Source organism: Agaribacterium sp. ZY112, assembly GCF_041346925.1.
In the GTDB taxonomy this organism is placed as follows: Bacteria; Pseudomonadota; Gammaproteobacteria; order Pseudomonadales; family Cellvibrionaceae; genus Agaribacterium.
Genome location: NZ_CP166840.1, coordinates 183,558 through 202,981, shown reverse-complemented (window position 1 = coordinate 202,981; position 19,424 = coordinate 183,558). Strand labels below are relative to the sequence as shown.

21 protein-coding genes are annotated in these 19,424 nt (G+C 46.7%); 18 read left to right on the top strand and 3 right to left on the bottom strand.

Features of this window, described 5'->3' with window-relative positions:
- The first annotated feature begins 29 nt into the window (after positions 1–29).
- The 5 genes from AB1S55_RS00940 (at position 30) to AB1S55_RS00920 (ending at position 3,750) form a co-directional block, all read left to right on the top strand.
- Positions 30–215: a DUF2065 domain-containing protein gene (locus AB1S55_RS00940; RefSeq protein WP_370979900.1), complete on the top strand. Its 186-nt coding sequence runs from the start codon at positions 30–32 to the stop codon at positions 213–215.
- A gap of 20 nt (positions 216–235) precedes the next feature.
- Positions 236–1,426, top strand: a complete 1,191-nt coding sequence (locus AB1S55_RS00935; RefSeq protein WP_370979899.1) for an ATP phosphoribosyltransferase regulatory subunit — start codon at positions 236–238, stop codon at positions 1,424–1,426.
- Between the two features lie 15 nt (positions 1,427–1,441).
- Positions 1,442–2,734 (top strand): adenylosuccinate synthase, encoded by a 1,293-nt coding sequence (locus AB1S55_RS00930; protein ID WP_370979898.1) that lies wholly within the window; start codon positions 1,442–1,444, stop codon positions 2,732–2,734.
- Positions 2,735–2,865: 131 nt separating this feature from the next.
- Positions 2,866–3,210, top strand: a complete 345-nt coding sequence (locus AB1S55_RS00925; RefSeq protein WP_370979897.1) for a PilZ domain-containing protein — start codon at positions 2,866–2,868, stop codon at positions 3,208–3,210.
- Between the two features lie 111 nt (positions 3,211–3,321).
- Positions 3,322–3,750 (top strand): Hsp20 family protein, encoded by a 429-nt coding sequence (locus AB1S55_RS00920; protein WP_370979896.1) that lies wholly within the window; start codon positions 3,322–3,324, stop codon positions 3,748–3,750.
- 48 nt (positions 3,751–3,798) lie between these two features.
- Here the strand turns inward: AB1S55_RS00920 and AB1S55_RS00915 are convergent, their stop codons facing one another.
- Positions 3,799–4,350 (bottom strand): YfaZ family outer membrane protein, encoded by a 552-nt coding sequence (locus tag AB1S55_RS00915; protein ID WP_370979895.1) that lies wholly within the window; start codon positions 4,348–4,350, stop codon positions 3,799–3,801.
- Between the two features lie 202 nt (positions 4,351–4,552).
- On the opposite strand from AB1S55_RS00915, the gene rnr reads away from it, so the two are divergent.
- The 9 genes from rnr to AB1S55_RS00870 all read left to right on the top strand — a co-directional run bounded on the left by rnr (position 4,553) and on the right by AB1S55_RS00870 (position 13,428).
- Positions 4,553–7,075 carry a ribonuclease R gene (gene rnr, locus AB1S55_RS00910; RefSeq protein WP_370979894.1) on the top strand — a complete coding sequence of 841 codons (2,523 nt, stop codon included), beginning with the start codon at positions 4,553–4,555 and terminating at the stop codon, positions 7,073–7,075.
- A 2-nt stretch (positions 7,076–7,077) separates the two neighbouring features.
- Complete coding sequence (gene rlmB, locus AB1S55_RS00905; protein ID WP_370979893.1) at positions 7,078–7,818, top strand: 23S rRNA (guanosine(2251)-2'-O)-methyltransferase RlmB; 741 nt, start codon at positions 7,078–7,080, stop codon at positions 7,816–7,818.
- Positions 7,819–7,875: 57 nt separating this feature from the next.
- A complete protein-coding gene (locus AB1S55_RS00900; RefSeq protein ID WP_370979892.1) occupies positions 7,876–8,862 on the top strand; it encodes a 2-hydroxyacid dehydrogenase in 987 nt (328 codons plus the stop codon).
- A gap of 144 nt (positions 8,863–9,006) precedes the next feature.
- On the top strand, positions 9,007–9,432 hold the full coding sequence (gene rpsF, locus AB1S55_RS00895; protein ID WP_370979891.1) for a 30S ribosomal protein S6: 426 nt from the start codon (positions 9,007–9,009) through the stop codon (positions 9,430–9,432).
- Positions 9,433–9,435: 3 nt separating this feature from the next.
- Positions 9,436–9,666 carry a 30S ribosomal protein S18 gene (rpsR, locus tag AB1S55_RS00890; protein WP_370979890.1) on the top strand — a complete coding sequence of 77 codons (231 nt, stop codon included), beginning with the start codon at positions 9,436–9,438 and terminating at the stop codon, positions 9,664–9,666.
- Positions 9,667–9,698: 32 nt separating this feature from the next.
- Positions 9,699–10,568 (top strand): hypothetical protein, encoded by an 870-nt coding sequence (locus tag AB1S55_RS00885; protein WP_370979889.1) that lies wholly within the window; start codon positions 9,699–9,701, stop codon positions 10,566–10,568.
- 26 nt (positions 10,569–10,594) lie between these two features.
- Complete coding sequence (gene rplI / locus AB1S55_RS00880; protein ID WP_370979888.1) at positions 10,595–11,041, top strand: 50S ribosomal protein L9; 447 nt, start codon at positions 10,595–10,597, stop codon at positions 11,039–11,041.
- A gap of 155 nt (positions 11,042–11,196) precedes the next feature.
- Entirely contained in the window at positions 11,197–12,603 is a 1,407-nt protein-coding gene (gene dnaB / locus AB1S55_RS00875) for a replicative DNA helicase (protein ID WP_370979887.1), read from the top strand.
- A gap of 120 nt (positions 12,604–12,723) precedes the next feature.
- Positions 12,724–13,428, top strand: coding sequence for a DUF6445 family protein (locus AB1S55_RS00870; RefSeq protein ID WP_370979886.1), 705 nt, complete (start codon positions 12,724–12,726; stop codon positions 13,426–13,428).
- 17 nt (positions 13,429–13,445) lie between these two features.
- Here AB1S55_RS00870 and AB1S55_RS00865 read toward each other — a convergent pair whose 3' ends face one another.
- Together AB1S55_RS00865 and AB1S55_RS00860 are read right to left on the bottom strand one after the other, a co-directional pair.
- Entirely contained in the window at positions 13,446–14,132 is a 687-nt protein-coding gene (locus AB1S55_RS00865; RefSeq protein WP_370979885.1) for a helix-turn-helix transcriptional regulator, read from the bottom strand.
- 6 nt (positions 14,133–14,138) lie between these two features.
- A complete protein-coding gene (locus AB1S55_RS00860; RefSeq protein ID WP_370979884.1) occupies positions 14,139–14,753 on the bottom strand; it encodes a glutathione S-transferase family protein in 615 nt (204 codons plus the stop codon).
- A 216-nt stretch (positions 14,754–14,969) separates the two neighbouring features.
- Here AB1S55_RS00860 and panC point away from each other — a divergent pair, with 216 nt between their 5' ends.
- The 4 genes from panC to acs all read left to right on the top strand — a co-directional run bounded on the left by panC (position 14,970) and on the right by acs (position 19,211).
- Entirely contained in the window at positions 14,970–15,839 is an 870-nt protein-coding gene (gene panC / locus AB1S55_RS00855) for a pantoate--beta-alanine ligase (RefSeq protein ID WP_370979883.1), read from the top strand.
- 7 nt (positions 15,840–15,846) lie between these two features.
- On the top strand, positions 15,847–16,227 hold the full coding sequence (gene panD / locus AB1S55_RS00850) for an aspartate 1-decarboxylase (protein WP_370979882.1): 381 nt from the start codon (positions 15,847–15,849) through the stop codon (positions 16,225–16,227).
- A 121-nt stretch (positions 16,228–16,348) separates the two neighbouring features.
- Positions 16,349–17,167 (top strand): universal stress protein, encoded by an 819-nt coding sequence (locus AB1S55_RS00845; protein WP_370979881.1) that lies wholly within the window; start codon positions 16,349–16,351, stop codon positions 17,165–17,167.
- A gap of 106 nt (positions 17,168–17,273) precedes the next feature.
- The gene (gene acs / locus AB1S55_RS00840; protein WP_370979880.1) at positions 17,274–19,211 is read left to right on the top strand and encodes an acetate--CoA ligase; all 1,938 of its coding nucleotides are present in this window, start codon (positions 17,274–17,276) and stop codon (positions 19,209–19,211) included.
- Positions 19,212–19,424 lie beyond the last annotated feature (213 nt).

The following is a 19,424-nucleotide window of genomic DNA, read 5'->3' as shown; positions in this document are numbered from 1 at the left end:
GGGCTTAAGCCCCTAAAAATTAGACTCGTATGTGGATAGAACTGGCTAGCGCTTTTTGTTTGGTATTGGTGGTTGAAGGCATTATTCCCTTCCTCTACCCTCAGCGCTGGCGTTCCTTGGTTGCTCAGTTGGCTGGCATGGATGATCGCCAAATCCGTATTATTGGTCTGATCAGTATGCTGCTAGGTGTGGCAGTACTGATGATTATTCGCTAATTGCGTTGGTTTTTACCTTCATGAAAAAAGTAGATCGCTGGCTATTGCCAGATGCCATCGAAGAAATGCTGCCAGAACAGGCCTCTCAGGTTGAAGCCCTGCGCCGCCGTCTGGTGAACTTATTTAAAGCTTGGGGTTATGACTATGTTATTCCTCCCATGCTCGAATTTACCGATTCCTTGCTTGCCGGCTCCGACGACGATGTCGAGCTGCTAACGTTCAAACTGACCGACCAGTTAAGTGGCAAGATGTTGGGTTTGCGTGCTGATATCACCCCGCAGGTCGCTCGTATGGATGCGCATAGCTTAAAGCGTGAAGGCATCAATCGCTTATGTTATGCCGGTCATGTTTTCCACACTCGCCCTAAAGGGCCTCTGGTTTCACGCACACCTATTCAAGTGGGGGTGGAGCTGTTTGGTGAGGCTGGCGCCGATGCAGATATAGAAGTGATCGGTTTGCTGATTGCCACTCTAGAAGAAGCCGGTTTGCCTGAGCAGTACGTTGATCTTGGCCATGTGGGTGTCTTCCGAGCCTTAGCTGAGCATGCAGGCTTGAGCTGTGAGCAAGAGGGCGCACTGTTTGAGTTGATGCAGGTGAAGGCGCTTAGTGAAATTGAACGCTGGCTTGAGATCGAAGTCGCCGATGAAACTCAGCGTCAGTGGTTCCTTAAATTACCCAGCTTAGCCGGTGATAGTTCAGTTCTTGATGAGGCTCTGGCGTGTTTTGCGCATGCTCCGGCAGCCGTGCTTAGTGCAGTGAATGAATTAAAAGTCGTTGCCGACGCCCTGCAGCAGCGCTTCCCTGATGCCAAGCTCTACTTCGATCTAAGTGAATTGCGTGGTTATCACTATCTTACCGGTATCGTTTTTGGCGCATCTGCGCCGGGTGTTGGTGCATCCATTGCTAATGGCGGTCGCTACGACAGTATTGGTGAAGTCTTTGGGCGTTCACGACCTGCTACTGGTTTTGCGGTAGATTTAACCGTTGTTCGCCAGCAGGTTGACGCTGCCGCTGAGCAAGTCACAGGTATTTTTGCTCCACAGTTTGATGCCTCTGAGTACTGGGCTGAGGTGCAAGCTTTGCGTGCTTCTGGTGAGCGTGTCGTGTGTGGGCTGGGCGGTCAGCTTGAGCCTAGCGCTCATCAAAACTGTAATCGAATTTTGCAAAAGTCCGATACTGGCTTTTGCGTGACATTGTTAGAACTTTCTTAAGAGAAGAACTTGAACATGGGTAAGAATGTTGTCGTACTTGGCACTCAGTGGGGTGACGAAGGCAAAGGTAAAATCGTTGATTTGCTGACTGAGGAAATCGCTCACGTAGTGCGTTTCCAAGGTGGTCATAATGCTGGTCACACACTCGTTATTGACGGCAAAAAGACCGTTCTTCACCTTATTCCTTCTGGGGTATTACGTGAAGGTGTGACCTGCTACATCGGTAATGGTGTGGTCTTGAGTCCAGAGGCTCTACTTAAAGAGATTGCTGAGCTTGAGGAGCAGGGTATTCCTGTTCGTGAGCGTTTGAAGCTAAGCCCTTCTTGCCCGCTTATCCTGTCTTATCATGTTGCTTTGGATCAGGCGCGTGAAGTGGCTCGCGGTGCTTCCAAGATCGGTACCACAGGCCGTGGTATTGGCCCCGCCTATGAAGATAAAGTTAGCCGTCGAGGCTTGCGTCTTGATGATATGAAAGATCTTGAAGGCTTTACAGAGAAATTGCGTGAAGTACTTAGCTTCCACAACTTCTCGCTAGAGCATTATTACAAAGCCGAGCCTATCGACTTTGATACCTTGCTTGCCCAATGCATTGAAATGCGTGAGCAATTGCTGCCTATGATGAGTGATGTAACAGGCACTTTACATAGCGCGCGTGAAAATCAAGAGAGTATCTTGTTTGAGGGGGCTCAGGGCTCCTTACTTGATATTGATCACGGTACTTACCCCTATGTGACTTCGTCGAATACCACTGCTGGTGGTGCTGCAACCGGCTCAGGCTTTGGGCCTTGTTATCTTGACTATGTACTTGGTATTACGAAGGCTTATACCACTCGTGTTGGTTCTGGGCCTTTCCCTACTGAGCTTGATTGTGAAGTGGGTCAGCACTTGGGTGTTAAAGGGCATGAGTTTGGTGCTACTACAGGTCGCAAGCGTCGTACGGGTTGGTTTGACGCTTTGGCGGTTAAACATGCCGTGCAGATTAACTCTGTTACCGGTATCTGCTTAACTAAGCTTGATGTGCTTGATGGCCTAGAAGAGATTCAAATTTGTACTGGTTACCAAAACAAAGCTGGTGAAGCGATTCCTGTACCAAGCTGCAGCGAAGATTGGGATAACATTGTACCTGTCTATGAAACTATGCCTGGTTGGTCTGAAACAACGTTTGGTGTTCAGTGTCGTGAAGACTTGCCTCAAACTGCGCTTAACTATATTGCCCGTCTTGAAGAGCTTGTAGGTGTGCCTGTCGATATAATCTCAACTGGCCCAGATAGGGTTGAGACCATTGTTTTAAGGCACCCATTTGAATAGACCTTAAACCTTGCTAGAAACCCGCTTAATGCGGGTTTTTTTGTTTTTATAGGAGGATTTTTAGTTATACAGGCCCTGAGCGCCTACACTGAAGCTAGGTGTAGTATTTGTACTGGTGCTTTGGAGTCAATATGGGTGCGGAACGGCGGCGTCACCAGCGCTTCGCGATAAAATGGCAGGCGAGAGTTATGTTGATGGATCGCTCCATCTATGCTGTGCCCGTAAATGATGTGAGTAAGGGCGGCGTTTCTATTCGTTTTCCCAATATGCTGCCCTTAAACTCGCAGGTAAATATAGAAATATTGATGCCCTATCGAGGTGAGATGCATGCAATAAGAGCTAAAACTTGTGTCGCTCACCATGCTCTTCTTGAAGATAATAGCGCTAAGCTTGGTCTTAGATTTACTGAGATCGGTCGTGAGCATGCACACTTATTTAATAATGTATTGCAGGAACTTCTAAATAGCCTCGGTTAATTTTTCCTTCCGCCCTTGAAAACCTTCAATTCAATCTTATTTATATATTACGGCCCGGGCATCTAAGTATGGCGGGTAATTTTAATCGTATTGCTTCTTTGGAGAATATGTATGAATGCTATTGATTTAACACCTTTATATCGCAGCACTGTTGGTTTTGATCGTGTTGCTAATATCCTAGACTCGGCGCTTAGAACAAGCCCTAGCTCAACAGGCTATCCGCCTTATAATATTGAGGTGACGGGTGAGAATGCCTATGCAATCACTATCGCTGTCGCGGGTTTTGTTGAAGCTGAAATTGATATTAATGTTGAGAATGGAAACTTAAGTGTTTCTGGTAAAAAGCAAAAGCTGGAAGAGGGGCGTCAATACCTGTATCAGGGGATTGCAGAGCGCTCTTTTGAAAGAAAGTTTAACCTAGCCGATCACGTCAAAGTTGATGGCGCTGATTTGAAAAATGGCTTATTAACTATTTTTCTTACTCGGGAAATTCCTGAAGCAATGAAGCCTAAGAAAATTAAAATAAACAGTATTAATTAATAATAAAAAAGCCCGCAAAGCGGGCTTTTTTATTTGTGTGCAGTGGTTTTAAAAACTCATTTTTATACCGGCATGTAAGCCTTCATCAAATTCATGAGAGCCACTGTGTTTATAGTCTGCTTCAAGCTGGCGAAGGCCGCCGTATATTGCGGCATTTTCAAATAAAGCCCAGTTCACGCGTAAATTAAAATCACTTAAGTTTTTAAAGTCGTTGTTAACAGTAATGGATGGAGCAAAGAATAAATCACTGCTGATGCTAAGGCCATCTACCCCGGGGATTGCAATGTTAATGGTTCCGCCTAGGGCGAGTGCAGTGATGGCATCGTTGTCAGTATCACCGTAATAAATCTTGCCGCCTAGACCGCCTTGAATTGCCTTATTGCTGCCTATATCTCCGTAAGTCCACATGCCGGCATCCACAACATAACCTTGATCTTCGGTAATGAGGGTTTCTGCCGAATAGCGAATGTTGTTACTGGCGTGAGTGGCGTCAAAGCGAGCGTGAAAGGTATCGTTGCTCAAGTCGATGTATAGGTCGTTAGCAGCGGCTTGGCTAGCAGCTACTAATCCTGAGCATAAAATAAGTGCGTGTTTGAACATATGTGCTCCTAGGGTCGTGTTCTCAGCGTGGCTTATTGTTTTGCCGCGCATTCTAGCATTCTTGCTGCTCACATTGGCCTAGGCGTATAAATTAATATGCTGGCATTTAGGTATTTTTGATCAAATTCTACACTCTAGGCACTTATTGCTTAGAAATCCCTTACAATGTGCTTAAAGCCGCCCAATAGGATGTGCACACTTAATGACAAAACAAGACCGTTTTGCAGAGCGCGAAGCGCAAAAATACGATAACCCCATTCCAAGTCGTGAATTTATTCTTGATGTCTTAGAGAGCTCCGAGGGGCCTTTAAGCCATAAAAAGCTATGTTCGATTTTGAAGCTTGATGATGACACCGCGATTGAGGCTTTACGCCGGCGTCTAATTGCCATGGTTCGAGATGGTCAGTTAATCAGCGACCGCAAAGGTGCCTTTGGTCGCGTTGATAAAATGGATTTAGCCAAAGGTCGAGTGCTTGCTCACCGAGATGGTTATGGCTTTGTGCGCCCTGCTGATGGTGGCCCCGATGTGTACCTGACCAATCGCCAAATGCGCAAAGTATTTGATGGCGATGAGGTGTTAATACGCAAGGGGCAGACTAATTTCCGCGGGCAGGTCGAAGGGCATATTGTTGAGGTCTTGGTACGCAATACGACGGAGCTTGTTGGGCAGTTGATGCTTGATGGTGCTTATGCCTTTTTAGTGCCAGATAATCCCAAAATTTCAAATGACATCATGCTAGAGGATGATGGTGGTGCAAAACCTGGGCAGATTGTTGTTGCTGAATTGGTGCAGCAACCGGGTAAGCACCAGCGGCCCTTGGCGCGAGTAAAAGAGGTACTGGGGAATCATTTGGCGCCAGGCATGGAAATTGATGTTGCCATTCGTTCTCATGGCATTCCGCATATTTGGCCACAAGCGGTGGATAAACAGCTTGAGAGCATGAGTGCTGAAGTTAAAGAAGCTGATAAAGCAAATCGAGTCGACCTGCGTGATCTGTCCTTTGTGACGATTGATGGCGAAGATGCTCGTGATTTTGATGACGCCGTTTATTGTGAGACAAAGTCGTCAGGTGGTTGGCGTCTTTATGTAGCAATTGCCGATGTTAGTCATTATGTTGAATTAGGCTCAGCGTTAGATGAGGAAGCGCAAAAGCGTGCGACCTCCGTCTACTTTCCTCGCCAAGTTGTGCCAATGTTGCCTGAGCTACTTAGTAATGGCCTATGCTCGTTAAATCCTTTGGTCGATCGTTTGTGTATGGTCTGTGAGATGACTATTAGTGCTTCTGGTCGAGTGAGCGGTTATAAGTTTTATGAAGCGCTTATGCACAGTAAGGCTCGCCTCACTTATACCGAGGTTGGCAAAGTACTGGAGGAGCGCGCTGGTAAGGCTGGTGGTACTCCTACGCGAACAAAGTTGAAGGCTTTATTGCCAGGCTTAGATTGCCTGCATGATCTTTATTTATGTTTGCATGGGGCGCGTGCGCAGCGTGGAGCGATTGAGTTTGAAACAGTCGAGACTCGTATCGAATTTGATGAAGAGCGAAAAATCAAACAGATTGTTCCAGTTCACAGGAATGATGCTCATCGCCTAATTGAAGAATGCATGCTAGCCGCCAATGTCTGTGCGGCAAAGTTTTTAGAGCAGCATAAGCTGCCGGCTTTGTACCGAGTTCACGAGCCGCCCAAGGCGGAAAAATTAGAATTACTGCACAGTTATTTGGCTGAGCTTGGTTTGTCTATGCCGGCACGTAGGGTTGTGCAGCCAGCAGATTACCAAGACGTTATGCAGCAGGCCAAAGGTCGCAGTGATGCCCATTTAATTCAAACGGTTATGCTGCGCTCAATGAATCAAGCCGTATATCAACCGGATAATTTAGGTCATTTTGGTTTGGCCTATAAAGCATATGCTCACTTTACCTCACCTATCCGGCGCTACCCTGATTTATTAGTGCACAGAGCGATTCGCAGTGTGATCCGCTCACAGCGAGAAAGTCGTTATGTGCGCAGAGTTGATACGGCCACGCATTTAAAAACGCAAAAAATATACCCTTATGATGACGCGGCCATGGATGCTTTGGGTGAGCAGTGTTCAACCTGCGAACGTCGGGCAGATGATGCGACACGAGATGTAGTTAGCTGGCTTAAGTGTGAGTATCTTCAAGAGCGAGTTGGTGAGCATTTTGATGGGGTCATCACCGCAGTGACGGCTTTTGGCCTGTTTGTGGAATTAAAAGATCTTTATGTTGAAGGTTTAATTCATATTACGGCTTTACCGCAAGATTATTATCACCACAGTGCGGTTCAGCACCGTTTAACGGGGGAGCGCACAGGGCGCACTTTTCACTTGGGTGGAGAGCTTCGTGTGCAGGTTGCTAGGGTGAACTTGGATGATCGAAAAATTGATTTTGATCTTGTCGAAGTTGGCAAGAGTAGAAAAAAGGGGAGAGGCGCTAAGCCTAAAGGCGTTTCAGCTAAGCAGGTGGTGGAGCCTGCAGAAAAGAGAATGCCAAGAAAGCGGGCCGCAGCGGATAACACTAAACCGAAGCTAGAAGAAAAAACAAAACGTAAGCCTAAAGCGAAAAAGAGAAAAAGTGCGACCGCGAAAAAGAGCGCGGCGCCAGATCAAGGTGCTAGCAAGAATAATGCTGGGCCTAAAAAAGCGAAGAAAAAGCATTCGCAAAAAGTTAAAAAAAGTGGCGCTAAGCCTAAACCTAAAAAGAATTAAGTATGACAACTGAAACTGCATTTGGCTTTCATGCCTTACAAGTCATTGTAAAAACCGCCCCAGAGCGCATTAAGCAACTATACGCTGCGCAGGGGCGCCAAGATCAGCGTATGCAGAAGTTACTTGCCGCTTGTGAGAAGGTCGGTATCAGGCCGCGCTGGTTAGAAAAAGATGAATTAGATCGTTTGTGTGATGGTCGCCACCAGGGCGTTTTTGCTGAACTCAAGCCCGGTAGAAGTTACGGAGAGAAAGATCTCTATAAATTAATCGAGGGTTTGGGTGGCCCAGCGACGGTACTTGTCTTAGATGGTGTTACCGACCCTCATAACTTGGGTGCCTGTTTGCGAACTGCCGATGCGGCAGGTGTGGATGCGGTTGTTGTGCCTAAAGATAACAGCGCAGGTTTAACAGAGGTCGCAAGAAAGGTGGCCAGCGGCGCCGCAGATACAGTGCCTTTGGTGTCGGTCACCAACTTGGCTCGTTGTCTTAAAAAGTTACAAGAATTGGGTATGTGGATAACTGGTACGGCAGGTGAGGCAAGTGAAGAGTTGTATCAGGCTGATCTAAGTGGTTCTCGTGTGGTAGTAATGGGGGCTGAAGGTAAAGGCATGCGTCGCTTAACGCGTGAGTGTTGTGATAGCTTAGTTAAAATCCCCATGGCCGGAGAGGTCAGTAGCTTAAATGTCAGTGTTGCTACTGGTGTGATTCTTTTTGAGCTGGTGCGTCAGCGGAAAGTACTCTAACTGTTTTTCGGCTCAATTTTATTTTAGTGTTTTCGGTTCGCCCAAGGAGAGGTCGGTATGAAGGTCGCAGTATTTAATTCGAAACCCTATGACAAAGAAAGCTTTAAGAGACATCACACCGAGCATCTTTTAAGTTTCTTTAGCCCAGGCCTAAGCGAGGATACCCTGCCTATGGCGGCGGGTTTTGATGTGGTCTGTTGCTTTGTGAATGACAGAGTTAATGCGGCTGTCATCGAGGGCTTGGCTGAGCTGGGGGTGAAATTAATTGCTCTGCGTTGTGCGGGTTTTAATAATGTCGATCTAGAGGCTGCTAAGCGCTGCGGATTATTGGTGTGTCGCGTGCCTGAATATAGCCCCAACACGGTTGCTGAGCATGCCGTTGCTTTAATTCTGGATCTCAATCGCAATATCCATCGCGCGTTTAATCGTATTCGAGAGAATGACTATAGCTTGCAAGGGCTGCAAGGTTTTGAGGTTAATGGCAAAACAGTTGGGGTTATTGGTACAGGCACGATTGGTTATACTTTTGCGCGAATCATGAAGGGCTTTGGTTGCAAGGTGATTGCCTATGACCCCCAGCAAAATGATAGGTTTAAGAGTGTGGGGGACTATGTTGAGCTTGAGCAGTTGTGGGCGCAAAGTGACATCATTAGCTTGCACTGCCCTCTGGTTGCCTCAACCTATCATTTGGTCAATGTTAATAGTATTCCGTTAATGAAAGACCGTGTCATGTTAATCAACACCAGTCGAGGTGGTCTTGTTGATACGCCAGCGGTTATTGAGGGTTTGAAAAGCGGCAAGATAGGTTGGTTGGGCTTGGATGTGTATGAAGAAGAGGCGGGTTTGTTTTTTGAAAACTACAGTAACCGCATACTAACCGACGATGTGTTTGCGCGGCTTTTAACCTTCCCTAATGTGGTTGTCACTGGTCATCAGGCCTTTTTTAGTAATGAGGCATTGGAAACCATCGCTCAAACCACGCTTGCTAACATTGATGCGTTTGCCAAAGGCTGTTTGCCGGAAAAGAATACCGTTAGCTTGTAGCTTGTTTATCTGTGTTAGCACTATCTGCTTGCATTTTGATCGCCTCAGCCCTATAGTACGCCGCCCCTTTTTCTAAGGGGCTACATTCATTCACTCCTTGCTTCACCGCACGCACGGGAAGCTCGTTATCCGAAAGGAGAGTTTATGCGTCATTATGAAGTTCTATTTCTGGTCCATCCAGACCAGAGCGAGCAAGTGCCCGGTATGATCGAGCGCTACTCTGAGACCATCACTAAAGATGGTGGTAAGATCCACCGTCTTGAAGACTGGGGTCGTCGTCACCTAGCTTATAGCATCAACAAGATTCACAAAGCTCACTACGTGCTTATCAACTGTGAAACTAATAACGAAGCGTTGGAAGAGTTAACTACCAACTTCCGTTATAACGATGCTGTATTACGTCACTTGGTTATCCGTACTGATGAAGCGATTACTGAAGAGTCGCCAATCATGAAGTCGGAAAAAGAAAGCCGTGAGCGTAAAGTACGTGCAGAGCAACGTGCACAAGAGTCTGATAAGGCTCCTGCACCAGCACCTGCCGAATCAACTGAAAGCACTGAAGGAGAATAAGACATGGCTCGTTTTTTCCGTCGTCGTAAGTTCTGCCGCTTCTCCGCTGAAGGTGTTAAGCAGATCGACTTTAAAGACCTAGATACTCTGAAAGCTTATATCTCAGAGACGGGCAAAATCGTTCCTAGCCGTATCACTGGAACCAAAGCTAAGTATCAGCGTCAGCTCGCTACTGCGATCAAGCGCGCTCGTTACGTTGCTTTGCTGCCTTACACCGATAGCCACGACCGGTAATCGGCACGTAAGCAGAACAAGAGCGTAGAACTATGTTCAAGGCCTTAGCCGCATTTGTAATGCGGGGCCGCATTCAGGCCATAGTCATTGCCTTAATTGGAAGCTGGATTCCTTTTGTTTCCCAGGCGGTACTTGGTTTGGTCACTCTCAGAAAGGGGTGGCAAGAAGGATTAATAATTAGCCTTTGGGCTAGTCTGCCAGCATTTATTGCTTTATGGCTAGGTCAAGTGGCTGCACCTATGGCACTAGCAAGCATCGCCGTCTTTTTTGTCGGTTTTATGGTTTGTTTAGTGTTGCGCCAGAGTATTAACTGGCCGTTAACCTTGGCTGCAAGCTTACTGTTAAGTGGGCTTGCTGCAGTGCTGATTACGGCAATGCAACCAACGCTAGCGGCGGATGTCAGCGCTTTTTTCTCGACCTTGCTCGAGAGCGATGATACTCAGTTAACTCCGGAGCTTCAGGCTCTAACGGATGGTTGGAGTCAAATCAGCGCCAGTGGCTTAATTGCTTACTGGATAGCGGTGAGTACACTTTTGGGTGTTTTGCTTGCTCGCTGGTGGCAGGCCCTGTTGTTTAACCCCGGTGGTTTTCAGCAGGAGTTTCACGGTTTGCGCCTCAACCCTCAGTTTGCGCTGTTGTTTGTTGTGTTAACGGTTGCCATGACTGCAGGAGGAGCCCAGCTTCAGTTTTGGAGTGGTTTGTGCTCTCTGCCTTTGCTATTTGCGGGGCTGGGATTTGTGCACTGGTTTGTTGCAAAAAAAGGCTGGAATACAGGTGTGTTGGTGGGCTTATACATGGCCCTAATATTGATCCCCTTAAGCGCTCTGTTGTTGATGCTGCTGGCACTGCTTGATGCAGTGTTGGATTTAAGAAATAAGTTAAATACTAATCAAGCCTCTTAGGTCTTGGTTAATTAGAGGAAACTCCTATGGAAGTTATTCTTTTAGATAAAGTTGGTAAGCTGGGAACAGTTGGCGACAAAGTAAGCGTAAAAGCTGGTTTTGGTCGAAACTTTCTTATCCCTCAGGGTAAAGCTATTCCTGCAACTACAGCAAACGTTGCTGAGTTCGAAACACGTCGCGCTGAACTAGAAGCAGCTGCTTCTGATAAGTTGGTTGCCGCTCAAGGTCGTGCAGCTCAACTTGCAGAGCTTAACGTTGTTATCGCAGCTAACGCAGGTGATGAAGGCAAGCTATTCGGTTCTATTGGTGCTCGTGACATCGCTGAAGCAATTACTGCTGCTGGCGTTGAAGTGGCCAAAGCTGAAGTTAAGCTACCTGAAGGTACTTTACGTGAAGTGGGCGAGTACGATATTAACGTACAGCTACACGTTGAAGTGACTCAAGTTGTTAAGCTTGTTGTAGAGGCAGAGTAAGTATAAGGCGCTAGCTAGCTGGCGCTTTATACTCAACTCGTTAGAATAAGGCGCTTGTTGCCTGGCATTGCCAGTGCGGCCAGCGCCTTATTTTTTGCTGGGATCAATCAATGTGTAAACCAATGGATTGCGGCACTTATGCCTAAATATAACCTATGCCTGATAGCCCGCCAGATACAGAATATCTAGACCTACCAGAGGCCGAAGCGCCTCAGGATACGGAAACCAAGCTGCCTTATTCTCTAGAGGCTGAGCAGAGCGTGCTTGGTGGTTTGATGCGTGATGCAACGCATTTTGACTCGGTAGCTGAGGTACTGAGCGAAGAGGACTTCTTTAAGCAGCCCCATCGCCTTATTTTTGCCTGTATGCTGCATCTGATTGAGGCCGAGCAGCCCTTAGACGTCATTACTATCTCCGAGGCTTTAAGTCAGCGTGAGGAGCTTGAGCTCGTTGGAGGCATGGCTTATCTCAGTGACTTGGCGACAAATGTGCCCGTCAGTGAAAACGTCGTAGCCTACGCCAGCATTGTGCGTGAAAACGCGACCTTCAGGCAGATCATTACTACTTCTACTGAAATTACGCGCGCGAGCTTTAACCCTGCAGGCCTTAGCTCAGAAGATTTATTGGCTTTAGCCGAGCGTCGCTTTTTAGAGGTAAGTGAGGGGCGGCCAAAAGAAGGTGGTTTCTTATTCGTAAACGAGCTACTTAAAGAATCCTTACAGAAAATTGATGAGCGTACGAAAAATCAGGGCAACATAACCGGCCTTGCGACAGGTATTGATGCGCTAAATGACAAAACCTCGGGTTGGCAGCCTGGTGAATTAATTATTCTTGCTGCGCGACCTTCTATGGGTAAAACAGCACTGGCTTTGAATTTTGTTGAAGCAGCCTTGATGACTCAAGAGCAGCCTGTGCTTATCTTTAGTCTAGAAATGCCTGCGGATTCGTTGGTGATGCGGATGATGAGTGCCATCGGTCGTATTGACCAAGGTGGCATGCGCTCAGGTAAGTTGAATGAAGACGATTGGCCTAAGCTCGATTTAGCGGTACGAAAATTAAAAGATAAAAAACTCTTTATTGATGATACGCCGGGCTTAAGCCCTGGAGAAATGAAGGCGCGTACACGCCGTATTGCGCGTGAGCATGGCAACCCTGCGATGATCATGGTCGATTACTTGCAGTTGATGAGTATCAGCGGTTTTACCGAAGGTCGTACTCAGGAAATCTCTGAGATATCACGTGCGATGAAAGCCTTGGCGCGAGATTTTAAATGCCCCGTTATTTGTCTATCCCAGTTAAATCGTGGTGTGGAGCAGCGGCCCAATAAGCGTCCTATGAGTTCAGACTTGCGAGAATCAGGAGCGATTGAGCAGGATGCCGACGTGATTATGTTTATTTATCGCGATGAATATTATAACGAAGACAGCCCTGATAAAGGCATTGCTGAGGTGATTATCGGTAAGCAGCGTAATGGTGAAACGGGAACGGTTAAAGCTGCGTGGGTGGGTAAATATACTCGTTTTGAAAACCTTAGCTTGGACTATCAGGGCATGGAGCCTTAAGCCTGAGGGGCTGCTGCATTAATTAGTATAAGAGGTGTTTGCAAGTACAAGAAAACCTCAGTAAGCTCGAAAGATCAAATTGATTGTATTTATTGGCATGTTGGTGTTGTCTGGTCTTGTATGGAAATAAACCCTCGTTTAACAATGTCTCTTTTGAGTGTGGGTAGTGAAAAGACGCCAGTTATCGTTATAGATGATTTTATGACAAGCCTCGAAAGTGTACGTAATCAAGCTTTACAAGCAAGTTATGCCACTCCGCCTAGGGGCTTGTTTTACCCGGGGCTAACCTCTCCCGTGGATGGTGCATATGGTAATGCTTTATTGAGGGCGATAGCTCCGATTTTTCACCGAGAAGAGTTTAATGTACCTCGAGGCCTTACTTTATACCCTGTTGATGGTATTTTCTCTTTAATCACTACTCAGCAAGAAGACTTGAGGACGCGTCAACGTCTCCCTCATTTTGATCGGCCTAGTGAGAATGCATTTGCAGTTTTGCATTATTTAAACGAGGGGGAGTTTGGTGGTACAGCTTTTTACCGTCATAAGCCTTCTGGCTATGAGCGAGTCTCAGAATCGCGTGTCAGCATATTTGAAGAGACTTTGGGGAATTTTCTAGGTGAAAACGGTGAGCCAGAGAAAAAGTATTTTACGGATTCTAGTGAGCACTTTGAGCTATTGGATGTGGTTCCCTATAAGCAAAATAGATTAGTGATATACCCATCTAATGTATTGCATTCGGCTTATATTAAAAACCCAAGTCGTGATGTGAATAGCTCTCCAGTTGAAGGGCGTTTAACTGCTAACTTCTTTATTACTTTTGCTTAAAATGCTGTTATGAGTGATTAAGAGCAGCTTTGTTGTTGCTTTTGCCATTCAGTTTTTAGCTCTTCGGCACTGATATCATAATGTTCGTTTAGGTAGTTAATGTGATTAACCCGATCACTACGGAAGTGTCGAAAATCACTTTTAAGCTCACACCAAGCGCAGATAATTCTCGATATATCAAAATAAGCAATCATAAATGGCCATATTGTGCGTTGGCTTTTTTCGTTTTTTGCATTGAGATAGTCGATTCTGATTTTTTGCCTATTTCGGATGGCATCACGCAATTTACTCATATCGAGCTGGTCTTGTAAGACTTCGTTATAGCTTGGCGCTACGTTTTGCTCGTTGAGAATATTGGTTTGAAGGTTTTCTGGTACGACTTTTTGAAGTTTTTGAATAAGGCTCAGTGAGGCTTTGTTTAGGCTTGAGTCGCCTCGTTTCGAAACCCAGTTTACGCCTAGTAAAATAGCATCTAATTCGTCTGGGGTTAGCATCAGCGGTGGTAGTTCAAAGCCGCTTTTGAGTACATAGCCAATACCCGGTTCACCTGCAATAGGAACATGTTGGTTTTGCAGTTCGGCAATATCTCGATAAATGGTGCGTACCGATACCTCAAATTGCTCGGCGAGCTGCTTCGCTAGTACAGGTTGTTTGGCGCTTCTTAATGCTTGAATAATATTAAATAGGCGGTGGGTAGGACGCATAGATACTTAGCTGGCTAGTGGTTTCAGTGTTCTTTGAAAGCCCGGTAGCTGGCTCACCTTCTCATACCAGACTTGTAATGGGGCGGATGGCTTTAACTCACCGGCAATAAGTAGTTGATGGACATTGGTAGCAATGCTTAAGTCGGCAATGCTCATACTCTTACCTGCGACATAGCTTTGATGCCAGAGTTGTTCGGTTAGATGCTCTATAAACGGTTCGAGCTTAGCTCTTATTGAGCTTACAGTAAGCCTTTGCTTGGCACTAGGTGTTAAAAGTTGTTGCCAGAGAAGCTCTGATACCAAAGGAGATAGTTGGCACTGGTTCCAGTCTAACCACTGGTCTATCGTGGCGCGAAGCTGATGGTCTTCTGGGTACCAGTCGTTCAGTTGATGTTCTGAGCAGATAAGGCGCAAGATAGAATGAGATTCGCTTAAGAGCTGTGATGCTGTCTCCAGCGTTATTAATTGATGCTTGGGATTTAGGGCTTGTAATTCAGGCCTTAGCTGCGGGTCTTCTACTTGCCTAATAGGTGCGATGTTGTAATGGAGCTGGGCTTGTTCAAGTAATACAAATACTCTACGAGCGTGCTGTGAATAGGGGAAGTTGTGTAAGGTGTACATCTTGTTCTCCTTAGGCCGGTGTTGTTGCTTCCTTGCTCACAAGCTTAACAGCACACTACTGACACCTAATGTCAGTAGTGTTTCTAGAATATGTGCTCAGCAACTGAAGAATTAGCTATTCAGGGCCTACTTAGATCAAGCCAATGGCTGGCTAATATTGAAGCAAAGCTCAGGTAAGGATAAACTCCGCGCCATTATTTCTTTAGTGCTTCGCCTATGCATGTATTTCACCACGTAGACTCGGTGCGCAAGGCTTTGGCCAAAGCTCGCCAAAGTAAACAGCGTATCGCCTTTGTGCCCACAATGGGTAATCTTCATGATGGCCATTTGGCCCTTGTTAAGCAGGCGCAAGCAGAAGCTGACATTGTTATTGTCAGTATCTTTGTTAATCGTTTGCAGTTTGGCTTGAATGAAGACTGGGATAAGTACCCGCGTACCCTAGAGCAAGATATAGCTAGGCTTGAGGCGGTCGACTGTGACATGTTGTTTTGCCCAGATGAGCATGAGATTTACCCCAATGGCATGGGGGAGCAGACCCGTGTGGTTGTGCCAACGATGACCGATGTGCTTTGTGGAGCTTCACGACCAGGACATTTTGAAGGTGTGACAACCGTTGTTAGCAAGTTGTTTAATATTGTACAGCCTGATATAGCTGTATTCGGTTTAAAAGATTTTCAACAGTTAGCAGTTATTCGGCGCATGGTGGAAGATTTATGCATGCCAATAGAGCTACATGCGGCACCGATTGCACGCGAAGAAGATGGCTTGGCGCGCAGTTCGCGTAATCGTTACATAAGCCAAGCTGAACGCCCCAAAGTAACCGTATTGTATAAAACCCTGCTGTGGATAAAACAGCAGGTGGAAGGTGGTTCGAGCGCTTTTCGAGAATTGGAAAAACAGGCAGCAGAGCGTCTAGCTAGCGAGGGATTTCGCGTGGATTATTTTAAAATCTGCGAAGCGCACAGCCTCGAGTTGGCTGCCGATGACGATGCCGAGATTTGTGTGCTCGGTGCAATGTATACTCAGGCCGCACGTTTGATCGATAATGTGTCGTTCACACGTAAACAGATGGCCCCAACCCAATAGGAAAGCTATGGATATTAGTATGCTGAAAGGCAAACTCCACATGGCCCGCGTTACCCAAGCTGAGCTTTGGTATGACGGTTCCTGCGCTATTGATGAAAATCTTGTAAAGCTCGCAGGTTTAAGAGAATTTGAGCGCATTGATATCTACAATGTCGACAATGGCGAGCGTTTTACGACCTATGTCATTCTTGCCGAGGCCGGTTCTGGTACGATTTCAATGAATGGTGCAGCTGCACGTAAGGTGCAGGTCGGGGATCGAGTCATTATCGCCGCTTACGCTCAAATGAGCGAAGCTGAAGCCGATAGCTTTGATCCTAAGCTGGTTTATCTTGGCGAAAATAACCAAGTAGAACGTACAAGCAATACCATTGCCGTGCAGTGTGCCTAATTGGCACATTGTGTTTAAATGAAGAAATCGCGGCGCTTCTTGTTGAGGCGCAGTTTTGTTATTAGGCTTAAAGGCTGGTAACAACGCAATTAGCAACTGACTTTAAGTAAAGGAATCCGATATGGCTAAAGCTGAACGCATGTTTGTGGTGGTAGACCCTTCAAGTAATTCCCACCCGGCATTAGAGCGAGTTATTCGCACTGCTAAGTTGCGCCCAACTCTTCCGGTCGTCAAAGTATTTGTCATCGTTGATAGTGAGGCGGTTGATACTCGAGCGATTAACGATAATTTATGTCGTGACCAGAGCTGGTTTATATCGGAAATTCGTGAGCCTTTAGAAGAAGTTGGCGTTGAGTACAGCATTGAAATTAGCTGGTCGAGCGAGTGGCAAAAAAGTATTTTGATGAGCTCAAAGCAGTTTGGTACTGATCGTATCTATTTGCCGGTGCACGAGAGAACAAACAATAGCTCTCGCTACTCATTTAGTGAGTCTAAGTGGGATCTATTAAAAACGGCAGAATGCCCTGTGGTTCTAATTCAGCCACAAGCGACAGAGCAGCGTAAAGTGATCTTGGCGGCGGTTAATATTCAAGCCCTTGATGATGCTCAGCGAGAGCTGAATAAAAGTATTTTGCACTGGGGTAAAGAAGTTGCCGATATGTACGGTGCTGAGTATCACGTTGTGAACGCCTATGTTGATTCGATGAACTACCCAGACCGTGGGCGTTTAGCCAAAGAAACTGGTATAGAGTCGACTCACATTCACGTAGAAGCGGGTTATACCGATGAGAGCGTGAGCAGAGTGGCCGAACGCATCAATGCTGACTTGGTTGTGATGGGTACTTTAGGTCAAAACGGCATGATTAAGTCTCGCCGAGGTAATACCGCTGCCCGTGTTATCGCAGCTCTGAAGCAAGATATTATGGTGGTTAACCACTAAGGCGATACACTACAGTTACATCGGGGCCGGCATGACGCTAGCCCCACACCCTCTCGGCCTTTCTGGCCAACCCCTAAGAAATAAAAATAATGACGGAGACTAAGAGATGAGTCATTCCGAGCTATTCCCTGTGCCTGCAAATTTCGCTGCACAGGCGCATATAGACAAAACGCAATACGATGCGATGTATCAGCGCAGCATAGATCAGCCCGAGTTATTTTGGGCTGAGCAAGCGCAGAGTTTTCTGACATGGCAACAGCCCTGGGATGAAGTTCGCAGCTTTGATTTTCACAAAGGCGAGGCTTCATGGTTTAAAGGTGCCAAGCTCAATGTCAGTGAAAACTGCATAGATAGACACCTAGCCACCCGTTCGCAGCAAGTAGCTATTATCTGGGAGGGTGATGACCCTGACGATGATCTAGAGGTCACTTACGCAGAGCTTCATCAAGAAGTATGTAAGCTTGCGAATGTGCTAAAGGCACGCGGGGTTAAAAAGGGCGATAGGGTTTGTATTTACATGCCGATGATCGTTGAGGCAGCGTATGCCATGTTGGCGTGCACACGCATTGGTGCAGTACACAGTGTTGTGTTTGGCGGTTTCTCACCCGAGGCTTTAAAAGATCGTATTTTAGACTCTGACTGTCGGTTAGTAATAACGGCTGATGAGGGCGTACGTGGCGGCAAGGCCATTCCTCTTAAAGCGAATGTTGATGCGGCTGTGGCCCAGTGTAGCAATGTACATAGTGTGTTGGTGGTTAAGCGTACTTCGGGTGATATCAATTGGAATGACAAAATAGATTGTTGGTATCACGAGCTTGTAGAGCAAGTAAGTGCTGACTGTGCTTCTGAGCCCATGGACGCGGAAGATCCTTTGTTTATTCTTTACACCTCGGGTTCAACAGGTAAGCCCAAGGGCGTTTTACACACCACAGGTGGCTATTTGCTTCAGGCCGCGATGACTCATCTTTACACCTTTGATTATCAAGATGGAGAGGTTTATTGGTGTACTGCCGATGTGGGTTGGGTAACGGGGCACACCTATATTGTCTACGGCCCACTAGCCAACGGTGCTAAGACCTTGATGTTTGAAGGGGTGCCAACCTATCCTGATGCCGGTCGCTGTTGGCAGGTGTGTGATAAACACAAGGTCAATACTTTCTATACTGCGCCAACCGCTATTCGAGCCTTAATGGGGCAGGGAGATGACTTTGTTAAGAAAAGCTCTCGCAGTAGTTTGCGTTTATTAGGTACGGTCGGTGAGCCAATTAACCCCGAAGCTTGGCACTGGTATCACACCGTAGTTGGTGAAGCTCGTTGCCCTATTGTGGATACCTGGTGGCAAACCGAAACGGGCGGGCATATGTTAACGCCTCTGCCTGGTGCGACAGCCTTAAAGCCCGGTTCGGCAACCTTGCCTTTTTTTGGTGTTGAACCTGTGCTACTAGATGAACAGGGCTTGGAAATAGAGGGCGTTGGTGAGGGTTCACTTGCAATTAAAAGCTCTTGGCCAGGCCAAATACGTAGTGTCTACGGTGATCATCAGCGCTTGATTGATACCTACTTCAGTACCTATAAAGGTTATTACTTTACCGGTGATGGCGCCCGTCGAGATGCAGATGGTTATTATTGGATTACGGGGCGGGTAGACGATGTGCTGAATGTCAGTGGCCACCGTATGGGCACGGCGGAAATAGAAAGCGCCTTAGTTTTTCACCCTAAAATAGCAGAAGCTGCTGTAGTTGGCTGCCCGCATGCAATTAAAGGGCAGGGCATTTATGCCTATTTGATGTTGATGGATGGCGCTGAAGATGACGGAAACTTAAGTGCCGAGCTTATTGAGCTATGTAAACAAGAGATAGGCCCTATTGCCAAGCCCGATTTGCTGCACTTTGCACCGGGCCTACCTAAGACTCGCTCGGGTAAGATTATGCGTCGTATCTTAAGAAAGATTGCTGCCAATGAGATTGATACCCTTGGGGATACCTCAACGCTGGCGGATCCTGCGGTGGTTGATGCCTTAATTGAAGGGCGTCTGAATAAATAGTGTTAGTTGCGCTCTGGCTGCAGAGCGCAACTGTATTTCCCCCTACTTGTCGCTAGAGTCCGGTCTTGCCCGCAGAGTAGCTTTCTCAAGACACCGTAAACCCAATATACGCAAGCACTTTCATGTGCTTGCCCATCGGGGCGGCTAAGGGCGATATAAAGTGCTCCAGGCATTTTGTCATGGGGGCTGCACAGCGACACCCCTGTCGTGGAG

What these genes read in the sequence shown, in the direction of transcription:
- AB1S55_RS00940 (WP_370979900.1), top strand. Translation starts at nt 30, where the DNA reads ATGTGGATAGAACTGGCTAGCGCTTTTTGTTTGGTATTGGTGGTTGAA.
- AB1S55_RS00935 (WP_370979899.1), top strand. Translation starts at nt 236, where the DNA reads ATGAAAAAAGTAGATCGCTGGCTATTGCCAGATGCCATCGAAGAAATG.
- AB1S55_RS00930 (WP_370979898.1), top strand. Translation starts at nt 1,442, where the DNA reads ATGGGTAAGAATGTTGTCGTACTTGGCACTCAGTGGGGTGACGAAGGC.
- AB1S55_RS00925 (WP_370979897.1), top strand. Translation starts at nt 2,866, where the DNA reads ATGGGTGCGGAACGGCGGCGTCACCAGCGCTTCGCGATAAAATGGCAG.
- AB1S55_RS00920 (WP_370979896.1), top strand. Translation starts at nt 3,322, where the DNA reads ATGAATGCTATTGATTTAACACCTTTATATCGCAGCACTGTTGGTTTT.
- AB1S55_RS00915 (WP_370979895.1), bottom strand. Translation starts at nt 4,350, where the DNA reads ATGTTCAAACACGCACTTATTTTATGCTCAGGATTAGTAGCTGCTAGC.
- rnr (WP_370979894.1), top strand. Translation starts at nt 4,553, where the DNA reads ATGACAAAACAAGACCGTTTTGCAGAGCGCGAAGCGCAAAAATACGAT.
- rlmB (WP_370979893.1), top strand. Translation starts at nt 7,078, where the DNA reads ATGACAACTGAAACTGCATTTGGCTTTCATGCCTTACAAGTCATTGTA.
- AB1S55_RS00900 (WP_370979892.1), top strand. Translation starts at nt 7,876, where the DNA reads ATGAAGGTCGCAGTATTTAATTCGAAACCCTATGACAAAGAAAGCTTT.
- rpsF (WP_370979891.1), top strand. Translation starts at nt 9,007, where the DNA reads ATGCGTCATTATGAAGTTCTATTTCTGGTCCATCCAGACCAGAGCGAG.
- rpsR (WP_370979890.1), top strand. Translation starts at nt 9,436, where the DNA reads ATGGCTCGTTTTTTCCGTCGTCGTAAGTTCTGCCGCTTCTCCGCTGAA.
- AB1S55_RS00885 (WP_370979889.1), top strand. Translation starts at nt 9,699, where the DNA reads ATGTTCAAGGCCTTAGCCGCATTTGTAATGCGGGGCCGCATTCAGGCC.
- rplI (WP_370979888.1), top strand. Translation starts at nt 10,595, where the DNA reads ATGGAAGTTATTCTTTTAGATAAAGTTGGTAAGCTGGGAACAGTTGGC.
- dnaB (WP_370979887.1), top strand. Translation starts at nt 11,197, where the DNA reads ATGCCTGATAGCCCGCCAGATACAGAATATCTAGACCTACCAGAGGCC.
- AB1S55_RS00870 (WP_370979886.1), top strand. Translation starts at nt 12,724, where the DNA reads ATGGAAATAAACCCTCGTTTAACAATGTCTCTTTTGAGTGTGGGTAGT.
- AB1S55_RS00865 (WP_370979885.1), bottom strand. Translation starts at nt 14,132, where the DNA reads ATGCGTCCTACCCACCGCCTATTTAATATTATTCAAGCATTAAGAAGC.
- AB1S55_RS00860 (WP_370979884.1), bottom strand. Translation starts at nt 14,753, where the DNA reads ATGTACACCTTACACAACTTCCCCTATTCACAGCACGCTCGTAGAGTA.
- panC (WP_370979883.1), top strand. Translation starts at nt 14,970, where the DNA reads ATGCATGTATTTCACCACGTAGACTCGGTGCGCAAGGCTTTGGCCAAA.
- panD (WP_370979882.1), top strand. Translation starts at nt 15,847, where the DNA reads ATGGATATTAGTATGCTGAAAGGCAAACTCCACATGGCCCGCGTTACC.
- AB1S55_RS00845 (WP_370979881.1), top strand. Translation starts at nt 16,349, where the DNA reads ATGGCTAAAGCTGAACGCATGTTTGTGGTGGTAGACCCTTCAAGTAAT.
- acs (WP_370979880.1), top strand. Translation starts at nt 17,274, where the DNA reads ATGAGTCATTCCGAGCTATTCCCTGTGCCTGCAAATTTCGCTGCACAG.